At 45.3% G+C, this 20,948-nt stretch carries 16 protein-coding genes; all 16 read right to left on the bottom strand.

The features are described 5' to 3' along the window. Positions 1–306 precede the first annotated feature (306 nt). Complete coding sequence (locus JKJ11_RS10270) at positions 307–1,812, bottom strand: efflux transporter outer membrane subunit (protein WP_252038128.1); 1,506 nt, start codon at positions 1,810–1,812, stop codon at positions 307–309. 3 nt (positions 1,813–1,815) lie between these two features. Beyond that, positions 1,816–4,890 carry an efflux RND transporter permease subunit gene (locus tag JKJ11_RS10265; RefSeq protein WP_252038127.1) on the bottom strand — a complete coding sequence of 1,025 codons (3,075 nt, stop codon included), beginning with the start codon at positions 4,888–4,890 and terminating at the stop codon, positions 1,816–1,818. Positions 4,891–4,900: 10 nt separating this feature from the next. Continuing rightward, positions 4,901–5,983 (bottom strand): efflux RND transporter periplasmic adaptor subunit, encoded by a 1,083-nt coding sequence (locus tag JKJ11_RS10260; RefSeq protein ID WP_236109517.1) that lies wholly within the window; start codon positions 5,981–5,983, stop codon positions 4,901–4,903. A gap of 87 nt (positions 5,984–6,070) precedes the next feature. Further along, positions 6,071–6,961 (bottom strand): LysR family transcriptional regulator, encoded by an 891-nt coding sequence (locus JKJ11_RS10255; protein WP_063603842.1) that lies wholly within the window; start codon positions 6,959–6,961, stop codon positions 6,071–6,073. Between the two features lie 235 nt (positions 6,962–7,196). Further along, positions 7,197–9,191, bottom strand: coding sequence for an alkyl/aryl-sulfatase (locus JKJ11_RS10250; protein ID WP_252038126.1), 1,995 nt, complete (start codon positions 9,189–9,191; stop codon positions 7,197–7,199). A gap of 262 nt (positions 9,192–9,453) precedes the next feature. Continuing rightward, positions 9,454–10,680: a beta-ketoacyl-ACP synthase gene (locus JKJ11_RS10245; protein ID WP_252038125.1), complete on the bottom strand. Its 1,227-nt coding sequence runs from the start codon at positions 10,678–10,680 to the stop codon at positions 9,454–9,456. Further along, a complete protein-coding gene (locus tag JKJ11_RS10240; RefSeq protein WP_006071869.1) occupies positions 10,677–11,402 on the bottom strand; it encodes a 3-ketoacyl-ACP reductase FabG2 in 726 nt (241 codons plus the stop codon). Before JKJ11_RS10240 ends, JKJ11_RS10245 begins: the two co-directional genes overlap by 4 nt. After that, positions 11,399–11,863 (bottom strand): hotdog family protein, encoded by a 465-nt coding sequence (locus JKJ11_RS10235; RefSeq protein WP_006071868.1) that lies wholly within the window; start codon positions 11,861–11,863, stop codon positions 11,399–11,401. Before JKJ11_RS10235 ends, JKJ11_RS10240 begins: the two co-directional genes overlap by 4 nt. Beyond that, on the bottom strand, positions 11,856–13,061 hold the full coding sequence (locus tag JKJ11_RS10230; RefSeq protein WP_252038124.1) for a beta-ketoacyl-[acyl-carrier-protein] synthase family protein: 1,206 nt from the start codon (positions 13,059–13,061) through the stop codon (positions 11,856–11,858). The genes JKJ11_RS10235 and JKJ11_RS10230 overlap by 8 nt, the downstream gene beginning before the upstream one ends. A gap of 9 nt (positions 13,062–13,070) precedes the next feature. Further along, the gene (locus tag JKJ11_RS10225) at positions 13,071–13,667 is read right to left on the bottom strand and encodes a DUF3261 domain-containing protein (protein WP_252039110.1); all 597 of its coding nucleotides are present in this window, start codon (positions 13,665–13,667) and stop codon (positions 13,071–13,073) included. Between the two features lie 71 nt (positions 13,668–13,738). Further along, positions 13,739–16,111 carry an MMPL family transporter gene (locus tag JKJ11_RS10220; protein WP_252038123.1) on the bottom strand — a complete coding sequence of 791 codons (2,373 nt, stop codon included), beginning with the start codon at positions 16,109–16,111 and terminating at the stop codon, positions 13,739–13,741. Beyond that, complete coding sequence (locus JKJ11_RS10215) at positions 16,083–16,736, bottom strand: outer membrane lipoprotein carrier protein LolA (RefSeq protein ID WP_252038122.1); 654 nt, start codon at positions 16,734–16,736, stop codon at positions 16,083–16,085. Before JKJ11_RS10215 ends, JKJ11_RS10220 begins: the two co-directional genes overlap by 29 nt. Next, positions 16,726–17,178: an acyl-CoA thioesterase gene (locus tag JKJ11_RS10210; RefSeq protein ID WP_088877568.1), complete on the bottom strand. Its 453-nt coding sequence runs from the start codon at positions 17,176–17,178 to the stop codon at positions 16,726–16,728. Before JKJ11_RS10210 ends, JKJ11_RS10215 begins: the two co-directional genes overlap by 11 nt. A gap of 85 nt (positions 17,179–17,263) precedes the next feature. Next, positions 17,264–18,802, bottom strand: coding sequence for an HAL/PAL/TAL family ammonia-lyase (locus JKJ11_RS10205; protein ID WP_252038121.1), 1,539 nt, complete (start codon positions 18,800–18,802; stop codon positions 17,264–17,266). Further along, positions 18,786–20,564, bottom strand: coding sequence for a glycosyltransferase family 2 protein (locus tag JKJ11_RS10200; RefSeq protein WP_252038120.1), 1,779 nt, complete (start codon positions 20,562–20,564; stop codon positions 18,786–18,788). Before JKJ11_RS10200 ends, JKJ11_RS10205 begins: the two co-directional genes overlap by 17 nt. Next, a complete protein-coding gene (locus JKJ11_RS10195; protein WP_240206054.1) occupies positions 20,557–20,925 on the bottom strand; it encodes an ApeI family dehydratase in 369 nt (122 codons plus the stop codon). The genes JKJ11_RS10200 and JKJ11_RS10195 overlap by 8 nt, the downstream gene beginning before the upstream one ends. Positions 20,926–20,948: the final 23 nt, after the last annotated feature.

The following is a 20,948-nucleotide window of genomic DNA, read 5'->3' as shown; positions in this document are numbered from 1 at the left end:
TATCCGTATATTTCATCTTGGTATCGAATTTATGGTTACAGTCGGTTAAAACTTAACGTTGAAATAACATGACCCCACTCCTTTAATTCGAAATAATCGTTCTGAAAATACTGAACATTCGAGAAATATTATCTAGAAGATTTTACGCTCTCGGGTTAAGCAAGAGTGCTTTGATGTAGTGACCTCAACTGACTAGTAGCTAAGTGTCATTCTTTCACGATAGCCTGTCAGTGATGAACTGTTGTACTTTACGAAATGAAAGAACGCAGCGATTCAGTAATCCGCGTTCTTTCATAATGCAATATGTTAAGCGTCTTCTGGTACTAAATTAGGAAGCTGCCAATCTCCGCCTAGTGATTTAAAGACTCCTACTGTCACTTGTGCGGTCTGCAACCTTGCCGCTAGTAATCTATCTTCCATAATACGCTGCTGGCGTTGTGCATCGAGCAATGCAAGATGGTTGATAAGGCCCGCTTTGTACAATGATTGTGCTTTACTTAATGCGTTGTCAGAGGCGTTTAGTGCTTCTTGAATACGTTGCTCATTTTGCTGGCTTCGCCCATACGCAAACAGCATAGAGTCGACCTCGGTGATTGCAGTGTTGACCGAGTGTTCGTAGCCAAGTACTGCTGCGTCAAAGCGTGCTTCGTTCAACTCAACCAGTGCTTCGCCTCTTCCTCCATCAAACACGTTCCAGCTCACGCCAACCGCACCAGCCCACCCAACAGAGTCAGAATCAAATAAATCATCAAAGCTGCTTGCCGATACTCCCGGAGTTCCAGTTAGGAAAAACTTGGGGTAACGATTGGCAATGCTAGCTGCGACTTCTTCGTTTAACGCGGCCATTTCACGTTCAGCAATGCGTATATCTGGGCGACGTTTTAGAAGATCAGATGGCAGGCCAACGGGGATAACACCTTCTAGACTTGGCAGACCAGCACTGCTAGCAAGGCGAATATCGACTTGAGTAAGAGGTTCACCTAATAGAGTTGCCATCCGTTGTTTATGAACTTGTTGGGCGATTTCCAGTTGTGGAATAACCGACTCAGTTGCAGCCAGCATAGTTTGAGCTTGTGCTAAGTCGAGTTCAGAGCCATAGCCACTTTTTACCAGTTTCTTTACTAGCTCTAATGTCTTAGTTTGGTCGGCCAAGTTTGCGTCAATCAACGCCATTCTCTCTTGAGCGCCACGATACTGTAGGTAGTTGTGCACCAAGTCTGCGGTAATTAGGGTATTGAGCCCACTGCGGTAGATTTCTGCTTGTTCAACACGAATCTTGGCGGCGTTCGACTGTCTGTCGATACGCCCAAACAGATCCATTTCCCAACCTATGCTAGCGCCAGCAAACACGCCATCATGCTGATTATTTAGCAAGGTTGTGGAGTCTAAAGGTGTGCCAGTTGGCAGCGAGTCTCCGATAGGGTTTAATGCTGGACCTAACAGGGAATCATTCTTACTCAACTGATAGTTAAAGTAGCCCGCCCCAATGTTAACAGTAGGGACTTTAAAAGAGCTCACTACAGATTGATAACTGTTGGCCATTTTTATCCGCTCGGCTGCCATTTTAAGCGGGATATTTTGACGCTGCACATCTTGTACCATTTGATTTAGTGAGTCGTCGTTAAAGCTTGTCCACCAGTAATCGTTCTCAGCTTGTTGCTTGTTACTACTATATAAGTAAGTGTTTGATAGAGTCATCGTTGGTTCTGTGTAATCAGGCCCAACAGCACAGCCCGCTAATGTTATTGCGAGAGCCAAAGGAGCAAGTTTTATCGCCTTAAGTAGGCATTTACGTGAGTGATGCGTTTTCATGTTTTATGCCTTTTGTTCTGACGCGACAATAGTGCCGTGTGTCGATGATTTTGCTGTTGTTGGTGTCTCTTTGTAGGCCAAGCGATAAAGAGCTGGCATAACAAATAGTGACAACACCGTTGCGGCTGCCAGTCCACCAATAATGGTTGCGGCCATTTGATCAAATAACAGGTCACTGAGTAGTGGGATCATCCCCAAGGCCGTGGTTAATGCGCCCATAGATATAGCCATCGTACGATTAATCGTCGCTGACTTAATGGCTTCGGAAAGTCCCAAACCGTTCTGCCTTTCTAGTTCAATTTGATCCATGAGCACGATGCCATTTTTAATAATCATACCCATGAGCGTTACGGCACCTATGAGCGCCATGAAACCAAATGGCTTATCAAAAGCAAGTAGGGCAAAGGTGGCACCTGTTGCTGCTAATGGAATCGTAGAAAGAATAATCACAGGCTGTTTAAAGCCATTAAACATCGCGACGAGGATAATCACCATGATGAGCAGTGCTTTAGGCAGCTGCTTCAAAATGTCTGACACTGCTTTGTGTTCGTCGTAATACTCGCCACCCCACGTCATTGTGTAGCCAGGTGGCAACTCAATTGCTTCAATCTGGTCTTTAATGGCATTTCGAACTCTCGCAGGAGTGCTGGTACGTTCAACCCCCGCCTGAGCTGTGATGGTTTTCACGCGGTCACGACGCCAAATCATGCTCTCTTCAGCTTTTAACTCGAAGCCATCCACAACTTGTCCTAGTGGAACACTGTGCAATCCAAGAATGGACTTAACGGGTAATGTCTCTAGTGATGCCATGGTTTGTTCAGAACCACGAAGCTGAATGGTAATTAACTCATCATTGAGGTTCATTTGACCAAGTGGCATGCCATCCGAGGCGCGCTTCATGGCAAAGGCGATATCGGTTCGATTGATGCCTGCACGGCGCGCTTTATCTTGGTTAATAATTGGAGTCAGTACCTTACTTTGTTGGCGCCAATCGTCTCGTACGTACTTCGCTTCAGGGTGCTGGGCCATAATGGCTTTAGCTTGATTAGCGAGTTGGTGTAGTACAGCTTCATCTGGACCAGAGAAGCGAGCTTCGACCGCGTATTTATCAGCGGTGGCAAGCTTCAAGGCTCGGAATCGAGGCTCCGCATTAGGAAACTGCTCCTCTACCCAAGCATCACCACGTGCAACAAGTGCAGATATTGATTGGTAATCTTTGGTGTTAATTAGTATTTGACCGTAAGCTGGGTCAAACGGTTCTGGTTCAACCGTCACAGAGAATCGAGGAACGCTACTACCAATTGCTGTGGCGATGCTCTCCACTTCTGGTTGCTGTAGCAGCCAGGATTCCATTTTCCTCATGTCTATTGAGGTTTGTTCTACTTTGGCTCCATTAGGTAGCCAATAGTCGAAGAATACAATTGGGCGATCTGATTGTGGGATAAAGTTAATAGCAATGTACGGAACAGCCATTGCGGTAACCGCAATTAATGGAATCAATGCTGCTAGCGCTTTTTTGGGATTATCGACTGTCCAGTTTACGCATTGTTTGTAGCGAGCCATTTTGTCTTCGCTGCTTTCTGAATTAGGTTTGATGAACAGCCAACACATGAGAGTGGTGAATGTCATAGCAACAAGCCAAGAGAGTAAGAGTGAAGACGCTATGATATAAAATACTGAGCCTGCGAATTCGGCAGCGTCCGTTTTCGAGAATAGAACTGGACTTGCTCCCATGATGGCGATGATAGTCGCACCCAATAAAGGAACACCAGTTTCCTTAACAGAGTCTAACGCCGCTTGTGTTCGCTCAACACCTTTATTTAACTTTGCGATCATCATGTCAGTGATAACGATGGCGTTATCTACTAACATCCCAAGTGCTAAGATAAACGTACCTAGGGATACTCGGTGTAAATCTATATCGTTGATGTTCATATAGATAAGCGTTAACAGTATCGTCAGAAGAAGACTGCCGCCAACAATTGTTGCACTCTTAAAGCCCATGAAGATCAGTAGCACCACAAAGACGATCGCAACACTTTCTAACAGGTTGCCGACAAAGTTGTCGATAGCTTTTTGTACTTCGTCAGGTTGAAATGCAATAGTCGAGATATCAACCCCAAGAGGCAAGCTCGCTTGGTAGTCATTGATAATATCTTGGATCGTATCGCCTAACGACACGACATTAATCCCCGGGACTGGACTTACTGCCAATGTGACCGAAGCTTGTCCGTTGTAGCGGTTTTCTGTAAGTGCTGGTTTTTGATAGCCCATGGTGACATCTGCAACGTCACCGAGTCGAATAAGCCCAGTGCCAAACTCACTAACCCCGCCTTTAATTACGAGATTGCGAATATCGGCTAGAGATTGAAATTCACTACCTTGGTGTATTCGAATACGTTCTGAACCAGCATCGAATTTACCCGTTTCGAAGGTGGTATTGGTACTATTAAGCTGATTCCAAACTTGAGCTACAGACAAGCCATACTGAGCAAGGCGTTCATCGGGAAGGTCGATATAGACCACACGTGGTTGGACACCGTGTAATTCAATTTTCTTAATGCCTTTTATGGTTTTTAAACGACGTTGGAGTTCTTCTGAATAACGACGAAGTTCTTCCGGCTGAGCATCGTTGCTATGAATGGCAAACAACATGCCATAGACTTCGGAAAACTCATCTTGCACTAGGCTGATTTGCGCTGTAGCAGGGAGCTGCAGTTTTACATCTTGTACCTTACTGCGAAGTATGTCCCATTGCTGAGGTAAGTCTTGGGAGTTCAGACTTTCTTTAAGGTCTACGAATACCATGGACATGCCTGGGCGAGACAGTGATCGTAACCGATTTAGTTCCCCCATTTCTTGCAGCTTGGTTTCGACCGTATCGGTCACCTGTTTCTCGACCTGTTCAGCCGATGCTCCTGGATATAAGGTAACGACAACCGCGGTTTTTACGGTAAAGCTTGGGTCTTCTAGCTTACCAAGATCAAAATAAGAATAGATGCCAGCGATGATACTAAGCGTGATAAAAAACAACAGAAACGTTTTTTGTCGAATGGCGAATTCGGCGAGTTTAATCATGTTCTATGTCCTATAGATCCCTAAGTACAAGTTTGTCTGCTACATCACCATCTTTTAAATAGAAAGATCCGCTCACTACTACGTAGTCGTCGCCTTTCACATTTCCAGAGATACAAGCTTGATAAGCATCTAAAGATCTCAGTTCAACGGGTGTCGAGACCACCTCGTTATTGCGTACCACATTGATATGTAGTTCCTCTTTCTCTCCCACTAGCGCCGAGTAGGGAATACAGAAGGAATCTTTAGCCACCATTGTTTTTGATGACACCGTAACGGACTTGCCCGAGAAGAGATGTTGGTTTGCATTGTCCAATGTGTAGGTAACGGTATAGGTCTGTTTGATCAGATGAGGAAGTGGAGCTATCTCGGTGACATACCCTTTGATAGGAGTGTCTGATTGATACCAGCTAATAGAACCTGAATCGTTGATACTAAACTGGTCGATCATATTTTCTGGCACATCAATCTCAACGTCCAATGCGGAGTTATCTTGCATGGTTGCTACGGCAATACCGGGTAGAACCTGCTCATGGGCATCAAATTCTACGCTGGCGATAATACCGTCAAAAGGTGCGACCAACTGTGTATAGCCTAATGTGTCTTTGGCTCTCTGAATGTTTTTATTGACGACTTTCACTGCTGAAAGGCTACGTTCATAACCACTCGTGGCACGGTCTAAATTTACACTGGCAATCGCATTGTCAGCGATTGCTTGTTTAACCCGTTTTAACTCGGCTTTTGCTAGTTTGTGAGCTGACTTTGCTTCAAGCATCTTTGCTTCTAGTTCTTCGAGTGCTACTTGATAGTCATGAGGATCTAAGCGAGCAATTACGTCACCCTTTCTAACGCTATCGCCAGCTTGTACGTGAACTTCGCTCAGCGTACCGGGAACTCGAAATGCCAAGTTAGCGCTATCATGAGCACGGACTACACCACTAAAATGCTTGGTTGAATTATCTTCTAAGCTATTGAGTCTGATGACCTGTAAAGTGGTTTGTTTTGGTTCAGGTTGCTCTAGCACCTTGGCTTGATTGCATCCAAGCAACGCGATGGACGTTGCGATGCAGAGTGTGATTGTGTTTATTGTTTTCATAATAGATAGCTCCGTAATAATGGAGCTATCTTAATATTGAACAGTGTTCAAATAAGCCGTCTCTGATGAGACTTACTGTCATAAAAATTATGACAATTGATTGAGGCGCGGTATTTCTGAAGAGAGGTGCTCGATGAGCACTTTACTGGCTTTATTCAATGTTTTTGGCTGAGGGTAGAGTAGCCAACCATCTTCTTTTATGGCTGTTTCTTGAGGTAGCAAAGGTACGAGCGTACCTTGTTTTAGCTCTCGTTGTATCATCATTGTCGGTAAGAAACTAATACCTCGCCCCCTTATGGTCGCGCCTTTAATAAAGCCGACACTGTTGGCGATTAAACTTGCTTTCACAGAAGCGGTACCTGAATCAAAGTGCCACTGGCTGTCGATATCACCACTAGGCCAGCGAAAACAAATACACTTATGTTGGTCAAGTTCATCTAACGACTCTAGAGCTCCAAACTCTTCAACATACTCAGGCGAAGCGACTAACGCTCGGCGATATTGAATCACTTTTCGGGCAACAATATCAGAGTCGAATATGGTTCCGCCGTGAATAGCGATATCTAAACCCTGCTGAAAAATCTCATTGAATCCGTTACTGATACTGCGGATGTCGAGTTGAATCTCAGGGTATTTGTCATGAAATTCGAACAAGATAGGCTGCAGAAGGTCATAAGTCTCGGGTAGGACTCCGAGCTTAATTTTCCCTGTAAGCATATCTCTAGAACTGGACAGTGATTGTTGAGCACGGTCGAACAACTCTATGGCTTGGGTAATTTCGTCAAAATAGGTGCTACCACTGTTTGTCAGCGATAGGTTGCGGGTTGTCCGGTGAAATAATTGCGACCCTACTGCCTTTTCGAGTTCATTGATTCGTCGACTGACATTGGCTCTAGGCAGATCAAGCGCATTGGCCGCGGCAGTAAAACTGCCTAGTTCTACTACTTTTGTGAACAGTTTTAGGTCTGCAATTTTCATATCAGAATCGTAGTGCTAAAAAGACGGAATTTTCGAGCGTATGATAGTAATTAAAAAGATGAACAACATGGTCTAAAAAGGACTGATTGCCTCATTAGCTAGCGTGATATGAATAGATTGGTATGGAATATTGAAGAGGAAGGGTAGGTTGGTAGTATGCATTGACTGTATCGTTCGAGTTTGCCAGTTGCATACTACCTTTGTTGTTTTAGATAATACTTTCTAGACGAGAGAGTTATTTAGCCAGAGGCATAATTTCGAAACCTTGCTTAAAGCTATCTAGCGAACTAGCCAAATCTTTGAGCGTGTTCGCATCACCTTCAACTTGAGCTTTGTTGGACTGAATCAACTCATCAAGCGTAGTTTGACCTAACACCACCTTGGTCAAATCGGATTTGTTGATGCGTAGGGTGGTATCGGTATCTTTAACTATTTCATCGACTTCAAGGCTTGCCATATTGGCGTTAGACACTTCAACGTAATAGGTTTCTTGAACGTCAGGATGAACCACATTCATATTGAATTCTAAACCTAGTGTTTCCGCTTTAGGAGCATTGAGGCGCACGGCGATGAAATCTAGGAAACTCGAAGTTGGTGTGTTGGCGATAACATCCGCCGATGCTACTTTAGTTCCTTCACCGATTTGGTTGGTACGAAGCTCAACCGCAGCTTGTAAGTAGCTATTACGCCACGCCATGGTTTCTGACTGATAGCCTTGCTGCTCAAAGCTGTCAGCTAACAACTCGCGTGCTTGTTTGTTATCGGGATTACACATGACAACATCATTGAGCAGTTGAGAGGCTTGTTGATACTCGCCCGCCGCAAAATGTTCTTGGCCGACTTTCATGAAGGTATCGATACCAGCAGCGTTAACATAGGTACATGACTTATCAACTGTAGTCAGTGGATTGGTGTTAACTGGGTTCATGTCGTAATAACCCAAATACATGTTCACAACAGCACGTGCGTTATGCGAGTAGGAGCCGTGGTAACCTCTTGAAGCCCAGTTGTTTTGCTGCGTTTTCGGAATGATCTTGTCAATTTCACGCCCAACATCATTAATGGTGACACCGTGGTTAGCAAGGCGCAGCGACTGGTTATGGACAAATCCATAGTTATCGCGCTGAAGGGTAATGTAGTCGGAAATTTCGTTCCCTTTATCATTCCACACCGGAGCAGAGTGAGCCGCGTGAATACTGTCGACTAATCCAGAGTCTACAAATCGCATTTTCAGCTCTGTCAGGTACTTAGTCCAGATTAACGAGTCACGGACTTTAGCACCGCGGAAGGTATAGATATTGTGTTGGCCGTCATAGGTCAGTTCTGCAGTATGCAGTGTGCGGTATTCTGGGATGTAATGAACAATCTCTGCGGGTGCTTCTGCTCCTGGCATATTGATAAAGTGGAACTCTAGCCCACCAATATCAACGGTCTCTTCTCTTTCTTCAATGTACTGAGTTGGCGCTACGAGCGTAACATTACCTTTTGATAAGCCCATGCCCAGTGCATTATCAACAATACCAGTGACATCGTTACCCAACTCTGAACCGTATTGATAAGCAGAACGACGTCCCATTGCGTTGCCCGCTAATACATTCTCGTCCGCCATTTCACGGATGAAATCTACCGGTGCGATAATAGGAGCACCTTCTACAAAGTCACCTGACTCGTAGATACCACGCGAGCCGCCGAAGTGGTCAACGTGCGTATGCGAGTAAATCATACCTACGATGTTATGCTTGCCGTTGATTTTTGGAAGATGCTTTTTCGCAAACTCCCAACCTGCTAGTGCGGTTTCAGCCGTTACCATAGGGTCGTGAATTATGTAGCCTGTTTTTGCTTTGTAGATAGTCATGTTTGAAAGGTCTGCACCACGAATCTGATACACACCTTCAGTGACTTGATACAGACCGCCTGACGTAAAGTTCATCTGTGCTTGTCGCCAGATCGAAGGGTTAACCGAGGCCGGGATTTCATCATCATCTAAATGAGCCATGCGGTTTTTTAGCTCTCCTGCACGATGGTCACCAAACTCGGCTATTAGACCTCGCTTAGAACGATCAAACGCGGTGGTATCTTTCCATGGAAGTGTTTTGGCGAGCGCATTGTTGGCTTCGATAGTGTGTGAAGTTGCTGGTTTACCTTGGTAAGTCTCTACTGACTCGTAATCTGCAAATGCATGTGCAGAAACGATAGATAATACGGAAACAGCTAGAATGGATTTTTTCATAATGGCCTCATTATTCGTGGGCTTTTAGTGTCTGAGGCGCATTGTAGATAGCGAGCTAAGGACCAACAATGCAGTGGGAGCGATAGCTGATATCACAACGATAAATATCAGTATGTCTATTTGTGACAGAATAGTGATGTCAGGTGGGACTAATGGTTATGGGAAACAAGAGAGTGTATGAGGACTAAAAACAACAAACCTCCACTCAATGAACTGAGCGGAGGTTAATAGCGACTAACTGTATGTATGACGCGTAGAACGTCTACTTATATTTCTTAAAAATAATCGATGTATTGATACCACCAAAAGCAAAGTTATTGCTCATGATGTATTCAGCGTCGATATTGCGTCCTTCGCCGGTGATGTAATCTAATGCACCACATTCTTTATCAAGGCTGTTCAGGTTTAACGTTGGGCTAAACCAGCCAGAGTTCATCATCTCTAAACTAAGCCAGGCTTCAATAGCACCACAAGCCCCTAAGGTATGACCAAAATAGCTCTTAAGAGAACTGATAGGAATGTTGCCAAAGACATTGGCTGTTGCGTTACTTTCTGCGATATCACCACGCTCTGTAGCGGTTCCATGGGCAGAAACGTAGCCGATCTTATCGGCGGTGATACCGGCATCTCGTAACGCCATCTCCATACAGATTTGCATGGTCTCCATTTGAGGCTGTGTTACATGTGCAGCATCGCAGTTACTGGCAAAACCGATGATCTCGGCGTAAATAGTCGCACTCCTAGCAACGGCGTGTTCGTAATCTTCAAGGATCAATGTGCCAGCACCTTCGCCAATAACTAAGCCGTCTCTGCTTGAGTCGTAAGGACTCGGCGTGGACTTTGGATCATTGTTTTTTAAACTGGTGGCAAATAGCGTATCGAAGACGGCCGATTCCGTTGGGCAGAGCTCTTCGCCACCGCCTGCAACCATCACCGTTTGATAGCCATGTTTGACGGCTTCAAAAGCATAGCCAATCGCCTGACTTCCTGATGTACAAGCACTACTGGTAGGAATGACGCGACCTTTAAGGCCGAAGAAGAGGCCAACATTAACCGCGGTAGTGTGGGGCATCATCTGAACATAAGTAGTTGCGGTGATGGCCTTAGTACTCTTTTCATTGAGCATCACACCAAATGCACCAATGGCATCGGTACTTCCAGTAGAAGAACCGTAAGCAATACCAGTTTGCCCGTTGGTTAGAACGTCGTTGCCTATAAGCCCTGATTGCAGTAATGCATTTTCAGTAGCAACAGTAGCGAGCTTAGAAACACGCCCCATACCGCGCACTTGCTTACGTTTATAATGCTTTGGCAGTTCGAACTGATCAATTGGTGCGGCTAATTTAGTATTCAACCCGTCATATTGCTCGTAACTCGGCATATATTGAGTGGCGTTTTCACAGGCGCGAAGCTTCGGCTCGACCGCCGCCCAGTCGTTGCCAAAAGCGGTAACGCCAGACATTCCTGTCACAACAACACGGCGACTCATACTAGGCCTCCGTTGACAGAGATAACTTGGCGGGTGACATAAGAGGCAATATCAGACATCAGATAGCTTACCAGACCAGCCACTTCTTCAGGCTCACCCATTCTTCGGAGTGGAATTTGTGGCATCGCGTGCTCTTTCACGTGTTCGTCCACCATTCCAGTGTCAATCAAACCAGGTGCTACGCAGTTCACAGTGATTTTGCGCTTTGCCAGTTCTAGAGCAAGCGATTTTGTCGCGCCAATGACGCCAGCTTTTGCAGCGCTGTAGTTCGTTTGCCCGCGGTTACCCATGATTCCTGATACCGATGCAAGAGTGACGATTCTGCCGCCTTTGCGTTTTTGAACCATTGGCATTACACAAGGGTGAAGTACGTTATAAAAACTGTCTAGGTTAGTGTGAATAACCCCGTCCCATTCTTGTTCCGTCATTGCCGGAAAAGCGGTATCTCTAGTAATTCCCGCGTTGTTGACCACGCCGTAGTACGCACCATGCTCTTCAATATCCGCCTCAATTTGCTCACGACATTGCGCACGATTGCTGATATCAAACTGAATCAAGCGACCATTGCCGCCGTTCGCTTCGATGGTTGATAGCGTTGCTTGAGCGCCTTGTTTATCGCCCATGTAATGCACGGCGACGGTAAAACCATCATTAGCGAGTTGTATAGCAATGGCTTTACCAATACCTTTACTGGCACCAGTGACTAAAACTTGTCGGCTCATTGGGAGTTCCTATTTTTCATTTCTTCTAATTTTTGTTCAGATGGCACGTAAACATTGAGTTGGCATGAAGCAAGTTGAACTCCATCAAGCTCAAGTCGGGCAGAAAATACCGCCATTCCACTATCTTCAATCACTTTCTCTGCATAGACATCGAGAGTTTGTCCCTGCTCAAAACGGTCACAATCAACCTGGTAACGTCGGCTACCTAATAGAAAACCGATGGGCGGTGTCTCACCTTTTTGTTTGGCATGAAACCCTGACCAAGCAGCGATAGATTGTGCCATGAACTCGATACCGACGTATGCGGGAGTGGTCTTAGATTCGTTATCAAAAAACAATTGGTGCTCACCAATATCCACTTGGCAGTGCACAGACTCTTCTTGTACATCAATCAAACGGTCCACCAAAATCATCGGTGCATCATGAGGAAGCAGTTCGGCGATGTCTGGAAAATTAGTCATTCCATTCTCCAAAAATAAGACTGATGTTGTTGCCGCCAAAGGCAAATGAGTTACTCAATATTGCTTTTCCATTGAGTTTGAGGTCAGTCTCCACAAGGCTAATGTCGATGTCGGGTGCTTTGTTTTTGCAGGATTGCTTAGGCAAAGACAAATCCGATTTGAGTATGTGGTAAGCAATCGCTGCTTCTGTTGCACTGGCTGCGCCAAGTGTATGGCCCGTGAATGGCTTGGTAGAGCTGACTGGCACGTTAGTACCGAAAACACGAGAAATGGCTTTGCTTTCCATACTATCGTTTAATGGTGTCGCGGTTCCATGGGCATTAATATAGCCAATATCTGCAGGGCTTAATTGAGCATCTGCTAGGGCTTTTTGCATTGCTTCTTCCGCACCATGACCTTCCGGGTGAGGCGCTGAGATATGATGGGCGTCAGAACTGTCACCAGCCCCTAGCAAAGCGATTGGTTTGTTATCGGTGTCTAATGGTTGATGACCAAGCAGCATAAAGGCGGCGGACTCACCAATATTGATTCCATCTCGATCTGCATCGAATGGACGACAAAGCGTATTGGATAGCGCTTCTAAGCTATTGAATCCGTTCAGTGTTAGTGCACATAGCGTATCTGCGCCGCCTACAATAACCGCATCTACCAGCCCTGACTTGAGTAGCCGTTTCGCTGTGATGAATACGCGTCCACTGGAAGAGCAGGCTGTTGAAATCGCATAACAAGGACCTTTGATGCCAAAGTACTTAGCAATAAAGTCACTACAGTTACCCAGCTCTTGTTTGGTGTAATGATATTCTTTTGGAAATTGGCCTGTAGCCAATATTTCAGTGTAAGCCACCTCACCGTCGGAAATCCCAGATGTGCTGGTCCCTACAATGACGGCGACGCGCTCTGAACCATAATGATTAATGGCGGCTCGCACATTGTCTTCTATTTGTTGCAATGCAGAAAGCGCCAATCGATTGTTTCTTGAATCGTAGCGGCTAAGCTTGGCGGGAAGCTCAGGTAGTGCTTCTTTAACGCGTCCTACGACAGTCTCTTTTCCCGAATTCAACAATCCATGGTCGCGTTCCATATGGTTGCAATAACCTTGAGACAAGCTCCGTCTTACACCTTCAGGTGTATGTCCTAGAGCTGAGTGGAACCCGCAATCTTGGATGAAAATGGGTATTGGGGGAATGCTTTGCTTCATACCTATCTATTATTTACTGCCGTTGAGTTGAAAGTTGAGCGTTTGGATTACGATTGAGTACCCCAATTGTTGGTGCTCAAAGTAAATTTTACCACGAAGTGGATCTGGGTTGCTGTAACGGATTGTGATTACCGTAGCCCCAGTCTCATCGATGAGCTGACGTTGTTGCGTGGAATCTTTGATTCGCCAACCTATTGCGCTAAGTGAGGCTTCCCAAGCGCTCTTTGGCCAGAGCGTCATCATGAGATTAAACAAAATTTGCTCCGGCTCAGGAAGTGTATTCTCCAAGCCGTTCAGTACGTTCGCCTCGATAAGGTTATTCTGATAACTCAGAGACATAATGCGTGTTCCCCAAGAAGAGAACCCCGCGAGTACAAGTTTGTCTTTATCCACTTGCAACTGCACTGGCAGCTGTGAGGACTCTGGTCCCTTTGGAGTTTGCCAGGTCGCACTGATCAGTTGACTGGCGCTGAGCTGATACCCTAGTTGAGCTGGAGTCGGCAGTTCAACCGATGTATTTGGGTTTAATTGCACTTGTGTAGAGGCATCTTGTGGTTGTAAAGCACAGCCTGTCGTCACTAGGAGAAAGAGCGTTGCGATCAACATACCGATACGTTGCTTTAGCCTATTAATAATCTTTATCGGTGTGTGAGCCAGAGTAGGAGAAAAGGTTAAGATCATTTCATTTCCTTATTATCAACAATGGCTAAAGGCGAGAGCAGCCAAGCCACGAAAATACCGACTAATACGGTAATTCCGAAGCTGTGAATAGCGTGTGTTTGACTCAAAGACAGCAAACCGAATGACAATAATGTCGTGATAGCAGAAAGCGTGATCGCTAGTAAGGTGCTTTGGCATCGCTGTTGTTCAGCAAAAAACAAGGTGTAATCGATGCCAATACCAATGATTAGAATCAGTGCCAGTAGGTTAAACAGGTTTAATTCTCCACCAGACAACACTGTCACGGCCAATCCTGCAACACATGCGATGAGTGAGGGTAGAAGGATTCGTATGCTGTGAGCCAGACCATAGCGCCACACTAAAACGGCGGCTATAGTTGCAATGGCAAAACCCAACAACTCCATAATCTTGACTCGGTATTGAGCAAAAAGATCAGACACTTCTTCTGCCTTGTTCAGGTAGGTGATGTTGTTATGCTGGTGGGCTAGCTGTTTAATACTTTCAGCGCTAGACACATCTTTTAGTAAAATCACTGAGGCGACTTTACCTTCGATATCGCCGAGATATAAGAAACGAACTGGCTCAGATACCGCCTGTTTAAGGTAGTCAGTTAACGTGATCAATTGAGGCTGTTTCGCCATAGGCGGCAACTGACTTATTTGCAGCGCCGCTTTTAATGGTTCGGCTTGATCTGCGTATAAATTCTGAATTAACTCAAAATCTTGTGCCTGTCTTTGCTGCGAAGGAAGGTAGCGGCTTAGACTTTGGTAACCGGTAATCACGTGATTGTCTTGCCACGAGTCCAATTGCGGCTCTAGCGATTCTAAAGTTTGCATTAGCGCTTCGTTGTTTTGAGCGGTAATCACTAACATCTGCTGAGAGGATTGCATTCCGGTTAAACCAGAAATAGTAGATTCTTGCTGTTTTAAGTCCGCTGGCATCGCCTGCAACTGATGGATGTCATCGTTATAGCGTACTTTGGTGACAGCGATAGCGCTTAGCAGCAAAACAACCAGAGGTAGGCCCAACCAGACACTTCGATTCTGCCAATAGCCAAGCCACAGCTGACTCAACTTCTGACCCGGCAGAGCACGCGGCTGACTTGGTGTTTTTGCTAAGATTGGGTACCACGCGACTACAGTGACATAGGCCGAGATCAGTCCAATTGCCGAGAACAATGCCAACTGTTGTAAGCCGGGGAAAGGGGCAATTAACAAACCTAGGTAACCAATTAGACTAGTGAGTAGCCCAAAAGTGATCGCTACAAAAATATGTTGCAACCCTTTAAGGCTGTTCCAATTATTACCCGCTGCTAAACGGTCAGTAAGAAAGTGAAAGGCATAATCAATAGACACGCCAATCAAGCTAGCACCAAACACTAAGCTAAATAGGTGAACCTGTCCAAATATCGCTGTTGTCACTGCTAAAGCAACCAACAAACCCATGGATACTGAAAGAAGTGCTAGAGCAAGTGGCACGACACTTCGGAAAACGAGAACAATTAACAGCACTACGCCAACGAGCGAAAATACGCCAATTGTACTGATTTCGGACTTAGCGCTGCGAGTACCGAAATCGGCATAAAAAAGTACACCAGTATGTGCAACATCAACGTCAAACTTGTGCTTGAGTTGCTGCTGCCAGTGCTCGATGTCAGGCACGGCTTTCTGCGCCTTCATACTATAAGGTGAGTCGTTGAGTTCAGCCGTCACCAGTAAATAGGTTTTGCCTTGATATTTTGTGGTTAAGAAACCGTTCAGTAATTGGAACGCTGAAGAAGAGTGACTTACTTGACTTAAATAATCGCGAAACAGTAGAAAAGGGTCATTCTCCAATTCGCTACCTGTAACGCCAGAAAATGGGTTGTAAATCGCTTGAATAACTTGTTGTGTTTGGGCGCTAGGGTTAGTGGTTAGTCGTTCTCTTTGATCTTTGGTCAGTTGCTGCCAGCGGTGTTGAAAGTAATATTGAGCCCATTGCTTTTGTTGGTCTTGCGATATTTTCGCAGTGACCGAAGCAAAATAGGGACTGTCTTTCAATTGATTAGCAAAAGTGTTTGCAGCGTTGAAGAGAGTAGAGTGCTCTTGTGAGTTATCGTCAGTCGATAGCACAAACACCACTTTGTCACTCATACTGGCTGTCACTTTATTAAATGCACTTTCCGCGATAGGGTTTTGCTGGTTGACGGGGAGTAGCTTTAGAATGTCAGTCTCAATTGGTGAGGTCGCTGAGAATCCCCATTGCTTGATCAGTAAGAAAACAGCAAATACAACGATGCCAGCCCACAATGTGGCCAGTTGATAACAACGTGTTTGAGTGAACTGTAGGCGGCGCATAATGTTAGAACTTGAATTGAGCTTGTTCGGCATCCGTTAAGCTTTCAGGTTGGTAGCTTTGGTTGCTGAAAAGGATGTCAGTTTTATCGCCACGGATCTCTTGCAGTGTTAAGCGCTCAAGGTCGCTTTTTCCACCTAGTGTGATGGTATTAAAAACGGCATTGAGTGGTGCGGCTTTAGGCGTTAAAGCTAAGGTCCATTGGCCATTGTCGGCTTTAAACGTCATATCAAATTGCTGCTTAAGCTGGTCGGTATCACCATGAAACACGGCTAGGAAAATATGGCTAAAATAAAATGCCATAGGATTATCCTTTGCTGTGATAACTTGTGCAGGTTGGTCCGCGAAAGTCTGGCGTAACTTGTCTTTTGTTAACACTAACTGCACTGTAAAGGGGACATCTTGCCGCCATAATAAACCGTGCGTTTTATCGAGTGTAAATTGACCCGTTGAAGTTAAAGGTTGGTCAAACATTGCGAGCGTGCGCTTCTGTTCAAAATCGCCACGTACGATAGGATGTTGAGCGAGTTGCTGTTGCAACTCTTCCATTGTGTTGACTTGGGCCAACGCAAAAGGAGAAGCAATGAGCAGTATCACTGTGGTTATAGTTCTTAAGAGTGAACAATAGCGTCTAACGTGGATATTTTGTTTAATTTTCATTATTGAAATGTCCTTGCTTATGCCATTGCTCAACTTTGTCTGTGAATATCGTTGGAGAGACGAAACACATCTCTTCAGTTTCAATGGCTACCGCCACTTGTGTGGTGTGCGCTTTACACATACGAGCACCAGTTTGCGCATCATAAATCACGTAGTCGACTCTCAGACGGTTTTCCCATTCAGTTAACTCTGCCGTTATTCGGATCTCATGATTGAAGGGAATGGCTTTCACGTATTTCACTCGAGTATCAATGATCGGCCACGCATAGCCAGAGGCTTGCATGGCACGATAATCGTAGCTAATTTTACTCATCAAAACTCGGCGGGCTTCTTCGAAAAATCGAAAGAAATTCCCGTGATAGATGACGCCCATAGGATCCGCATCTTGAAAAGAGGTAATGATGTTGACCTCAGCCGTAAGCGGATGTTGAATATCAGTCATAACGATTCCTAATACTGTATAAACCCATGGGGTTAACTAAACAATTTAACCAGAGAATGATTTACGTTGTAACGGTAAATTTAGCTTAATAAAGAGACCAGTGGCGCTGTTGTATGCGCTGCATGAAATGGCGCAATTCCGCTTCTAAAGGACGATCTTCAATGACCATTTCAAACTCACTTAATATGGATTCTCGAATTGCCTTCAGATTGTCGCTCATATGATGTTCATCTAACTCATTTTGGCGTTTTCTGAGTTCTATGGCTTGAATACCAGCTAACAAAGAAGCCGCGGCAACTTGCTCAGTGAGCTCTAAAACGCGTAAACAATCACGAGCAGCAATGGTACCCATGCTGACTTTATCTTGGTTGTGACACTCTGTAGAGCGAGAGAAAACACTTGCTGGCATCGTGTGTTTTAGAGCTTCAGCTGTCCAAGCCGAGATACCGATTTGTACCGCTTTAAAGCCGTGGTTAATAGGCTTACGTTCACCTTCAGCGCCCGTTAGGTTATACGGTAAGCCATTGTTGAACTTGTAATCCATTAACTGTGCCATTTGACGATCAAGTAAGTCTGCGAGGTTGGCAACACCCGTCTTGAGCGTGTCCATTGCCATAGCTATATGTCCGCCATAGAAATGACCTCCGTGCAGTACGCGCTCGTTATCACCGTCAATGATCGGGTTATCGTTGGCGCTGTTAAGCTCGTTTTCAATCAGCTGTCGTAACCAAGGCAGTGAGTCTTGAACAACACCAATGACATGTGGTGCGCAGCGCAATGAATAGCGGTCTTGCAGACGGTCACTGTTACGAGGCGGTCGCTCAGCCTGAAGATCATCACGTAGCCACGCTGCAATTTGCTGTTGACCTGGGTGCGGTTTTACAGCAAATAGTGCTTCATCAAAGTGGAAGTCATTGCCGTGGATCCCTACTGAAACCATCGCAGTGATCTTGGTGCACAGTTGTGCAAGGTATTCTGCACGCTTATACGCCAAACAAGCGAGAGCAGTCATCACAGAGGTGCCGTTCATGAGTGCCAAGCCTTCTTTTGGCCGCAGCGTGATAGGCTTGATGTTCAGTTCGTCAAAGACGTCTTTAGTCTCACGAATCTCGCCTTTATACAGTACATCTCGTTCACCGATGAGGGCCGCGGCAAGGTAAGACAGCGGTGTTAAGTCACCACTGGCACCTACAGAACCTTCTTGAGGAATTCTTGGTGCTATATCGTGATTGATCAGCGTTGTAATTTGGTTGAGTAGATCGTGAGAAACGCCTGACATACCTTGTGCTAACGAGCATAAACGGGTCGCAAGCACAGCGCGAGATTGTTCATGAGTGAGCATGTCGCCCAAGCCACAGCCGTGAAAACGAGTTAAATGAAGTGGCAGCTCATCGACAAGGTTTGGTGGAATGGCAACAGTACATGAGTCGCCATACCCTGTGGTGACACCGTAAATAACGCCTTCTTCTTTAAGAAGACGTTCTAAAAAAGCCACGCTGCGGTCAATTTTGGCAACATACTCAGGAGCGCTATTCATACTAGCCGTTGCGCCAGCAGAAATGGCGACGACGTCTTCAATAGAAAGGCGCTCTGCGCCGAAGGTGATGTTATTTTTCTTGGTCATTGTGCTTACTTAGCGTCCAAAAGTTGAAAAAGTTGTACCACTGTAGTGGCGACTTTACGGCATAGTGCTCTAAGCGGTTCGCATACCGCTGGACAACGTGTTCCAAAGCGTCTTGTCGATTGTTACGTGGTAAGGCTATTTTGTCACTAAAGTGCTCAAAATAGACATTAAAGTGTGGTTCTTTGCGGCTATCGTCTCGAAAACCAAAAATAAGGTAGACCGGAGCTTTGAGCACCGACGCCAACATAAACGGCCCTTGAGGAAAAGGAGCCGGTTTATCTAAGAAGTCGGCCCAGACGCAGCGTTGCTCTTTGCTTGTCGATGTTCTATCGCCAACAATAACGACCCATTCGCCTTGCTCGATTTTTTGTTGCAGCATGATCGCCGTATCTGGGCCCATCTGACTGACCTGAATTAGGTTAAGGTCAGAGTTTGGATTAATGGCTCTCATTACTGAGTTAAATTGCTCAGCATGTTCTGTGAAAACTAAGGCATTAATTTTGATATGAGAATAGCGCTGGCTGAGAGCACGGCACAACTCGATATTACCAAGATGAGAGCCCAGTAATAAAACACCTCGTTGGCTATCAATCAAAGGCTGAAACTGCTCTTGGCCATGAATCGTTAGATTATCTAGAGAGAAATCCCCTTGCCATGCTACCAGTTTGTCGAGCATGGTATGACCGAACGACAATAGGTGTTTCTGACTGGTTAAATCATCGGGCAAAGCAATGTTGCGACGTTCCGCGTAGTGCCTTAAATTGTCGAGGTATTGCTGCGAAGCATTACGCGCTCGGGCATTGGTTAAATGGTAGTAACCAATAACCATGGGTAAAACGAGATTGAAAGCTCGACGCCCCAGCAAACGGTATACCCAAAGCAAGGTTTTGATGCCGACAATGGTGCCACGTTCTTTTTGTGTTGACCAATGAGTACCCGATTTGTCTGAAGAGCCATGAGGCGTGTTCACATTTTGGTTGTGAAAATGGCGGGCGATCAACTTAGGGCTACGCGGTAACATGCCAAAGAACAACTTCGTATGCATCTTGCTTATCTTTACGTTGTCCCACAAGGCATCAAAGTGAGAGATACCACCCTCTGGGTACATAACGCAGGTATCAATAAACTGAATGTCACAACCTTCCCAATACATACGAACCAAGATCTCAATATCAAAATCCATTCGCGTGCCGATATTGTATCGATTGAGAACATTGAGAGTAGCCTCAACTGGATAGGCTCTAAAGCCACACATGCTGTCTTTTATTGACAGCGAAAGTGTTTCAACCCAAACCCAAAAGTGCGTGATATAGCGCCCATACAAACGGGATTTGGGGACGCTACTGTCATAAACCGGTTTGCCAGAGATAAGCGAATATGGCTGGTTTTGTGATGTTTCGATTAAGACAGGCAGTGACTCTAAATCGTGTTGACCATCAGAGTCAATTTGTATGGCGTGAGTGAACCCAAGCGAACTTGCATGACGAATTCCTGCCATCACTGCGCCACCTTTCCCTTGATTTTGTTCAAGGGTAATAAGGTGCACGTCATGAGCGATAGCCACGGCGTTAAGCGCTGTTTTTGTAGTCTGGTCACTGCCGTCGTCGATAAGGATGATTGCAAAACCATATGGCTTTAACGATTTCACTACACTTTCAACAGTAGAGCCATGATTAAAACATGGTATGAGAAAGCAAGGCTGATACTGACGGCCTTGTTCTTGGATGCTCTCTGCATGTCCACGTTCTTTGCTGTTACTCACTCGAACTACCTAGTTTCATTTTACCGGAGGAATGCACGACGATGTCTTCTCCAGATATTGACGAATATTTAAACGCTAACTTTTGCGTCTCTTCATTCCAATTCAGAGTCAGTGTGATGATTGCATCAGGCAAAATAGGCTCTTGAAATTTAATCACTTCCATTCCTTTAAATGCAGAAGGAACGTTAAGGTACTCAACAGCGTAGTGGAGTGCCCAATCAATTTGAGTTACACCAGGAAGTAAAGGGAAGTGATTAAAGTGACCGCAAAAATCCAGAATATCGGCGTCTGCTTGAATACAAAGCGTTGCAGACGCTGATTGTACATCAGAATTTAGTACGGTCGGTTTTCTTTTTGTCATGGTCGTGTCGGTCTTAGTCTTTT

The organism is Vibrio sp. SCSIO 43133, assembly GCF_023716845.1.
Classification (GTDB): domain Bacteria; phylum Pseudomonadota; class Gammaproteobacteria; order Enterobacterales; family Vibrionaceae; genus Vibrio; species Vibrio mediterranei.
The sequence above is the reverse complement of the archived record's forward strand: the minus strand, read 5'-3'. Positions and strand labels throughout refer to the sequence as shown.

Excerpts from the sequence above, each read along its gene's own strand:
- JKJ11_RS10225 (WP_252039110.1), bottom strand. The coding sequence starts at position 13,667 with ATGTTGATCGCAACGCTCTTTCTCCTAGTGACGACAGGCTGTGCTTTA.
- JKJ11_RS10235 (WP_006071868.1), bottom strand. The coding sequence starts at position 11,863 with ATGACTAATTTTCCAGACATCGCCGAACTGCTTCCTCATGATGCACCG.
- JKJ11_RS10240 (WP_006071869.1), bottom strand. The coding sequence starts at position 11,402 with ATGAGCCGACAAGTTTTAGTCACTGGTGCCAGTAAAGGTATTGGTAAA.
- JKJ11_RS10260 (WP_236109517.1), bottom strand. The coding sequence starts at position 5,983 with ATGAAAACAATAAACACAATCACACTCTGCATCGCAACGTCCATCGCG.
- JKJ11_RS10270 (WP_252038128.1), bottom strand. The coding sequence starts at position 1,812 with ATGAAAACGCATCACTCACGTAAATGCCTACTTAAGGCGATAAAACTT.
- JKJ11_RS10195 (WP_240206054.1), bottom strand. The coding sequence starts at position 20,925 with ATGACAAAAAGAAAACCGACCGTACTAAATTCTGATGTACAATCAGCG.
- JKJ11_RS10230 (WP_252038124.1), bottom strand. The coding sequence starts at position 13,061 with ATGAAGCAAAGCATTCCCCCAATACCCATTTTCATCCAAGATTGCGGG.
- JKJ11_RS10210 (WP_088877568.1), bottom strand. The coding sequence starts at position 17,178 with ATGACTGATATTCAACATCCGCTTACGGCTGAGGTCAACATCATTACC.
- JKJ11_RS10215 (WP_252038122.1), bottom strand. The coding sequence starts at position 16,736 with ATGAAAATTAAACAAAATATCCACGTTAGACGCTATTGTTCACTCTTA.
- JKJ11_RS10205 (WP_252038121.1), bottom strand. The coding sequence starts at position 18,802 with ATGACCAAGAAAAATAACATCACCTTCGGCGCAGAGCGCCTTTCTATT.
- JKJ11_RS10245 (WP_252038125.1), bottom strand. The coding sequence starts at position 10,680 with ATGAGTCGCCGTGTTGTTGTGACAGGAATGTCTGGCGTTACCGCTTTT.
- JKJ11_RS10265 (WP_252038127.1), bottom strand. The coding sequence starts at position 4,890 with ATGATTAAACTCGCCGAATTCGCCATTCGACAAAAAACGTTTCTGTTG.
- JKJ11_RS10220 (WP_252038123.1), bottom strand. The coding sequence starts at position 16,111 with ATGCCGAACAAGCTCAATTCAAGTTCTAACATTATGCGCCGCCTACAG.
- JKJ11_RS10250 (WP_252038126.1), bottom strand. The coding sequence starts at position 9,191 with ATGAAAAAATCCATTCTAGCTGTTTCCGTATTATCTATCGTTTCTGCA.
- JKJ11_RS10255 (WP_063603842.1), bottom strand. The coding sequence starts at position 6,961 with ATGAAAATTGCAGACCTAAAACTGTTCACAAAAGTAGTAGAACTAGGC.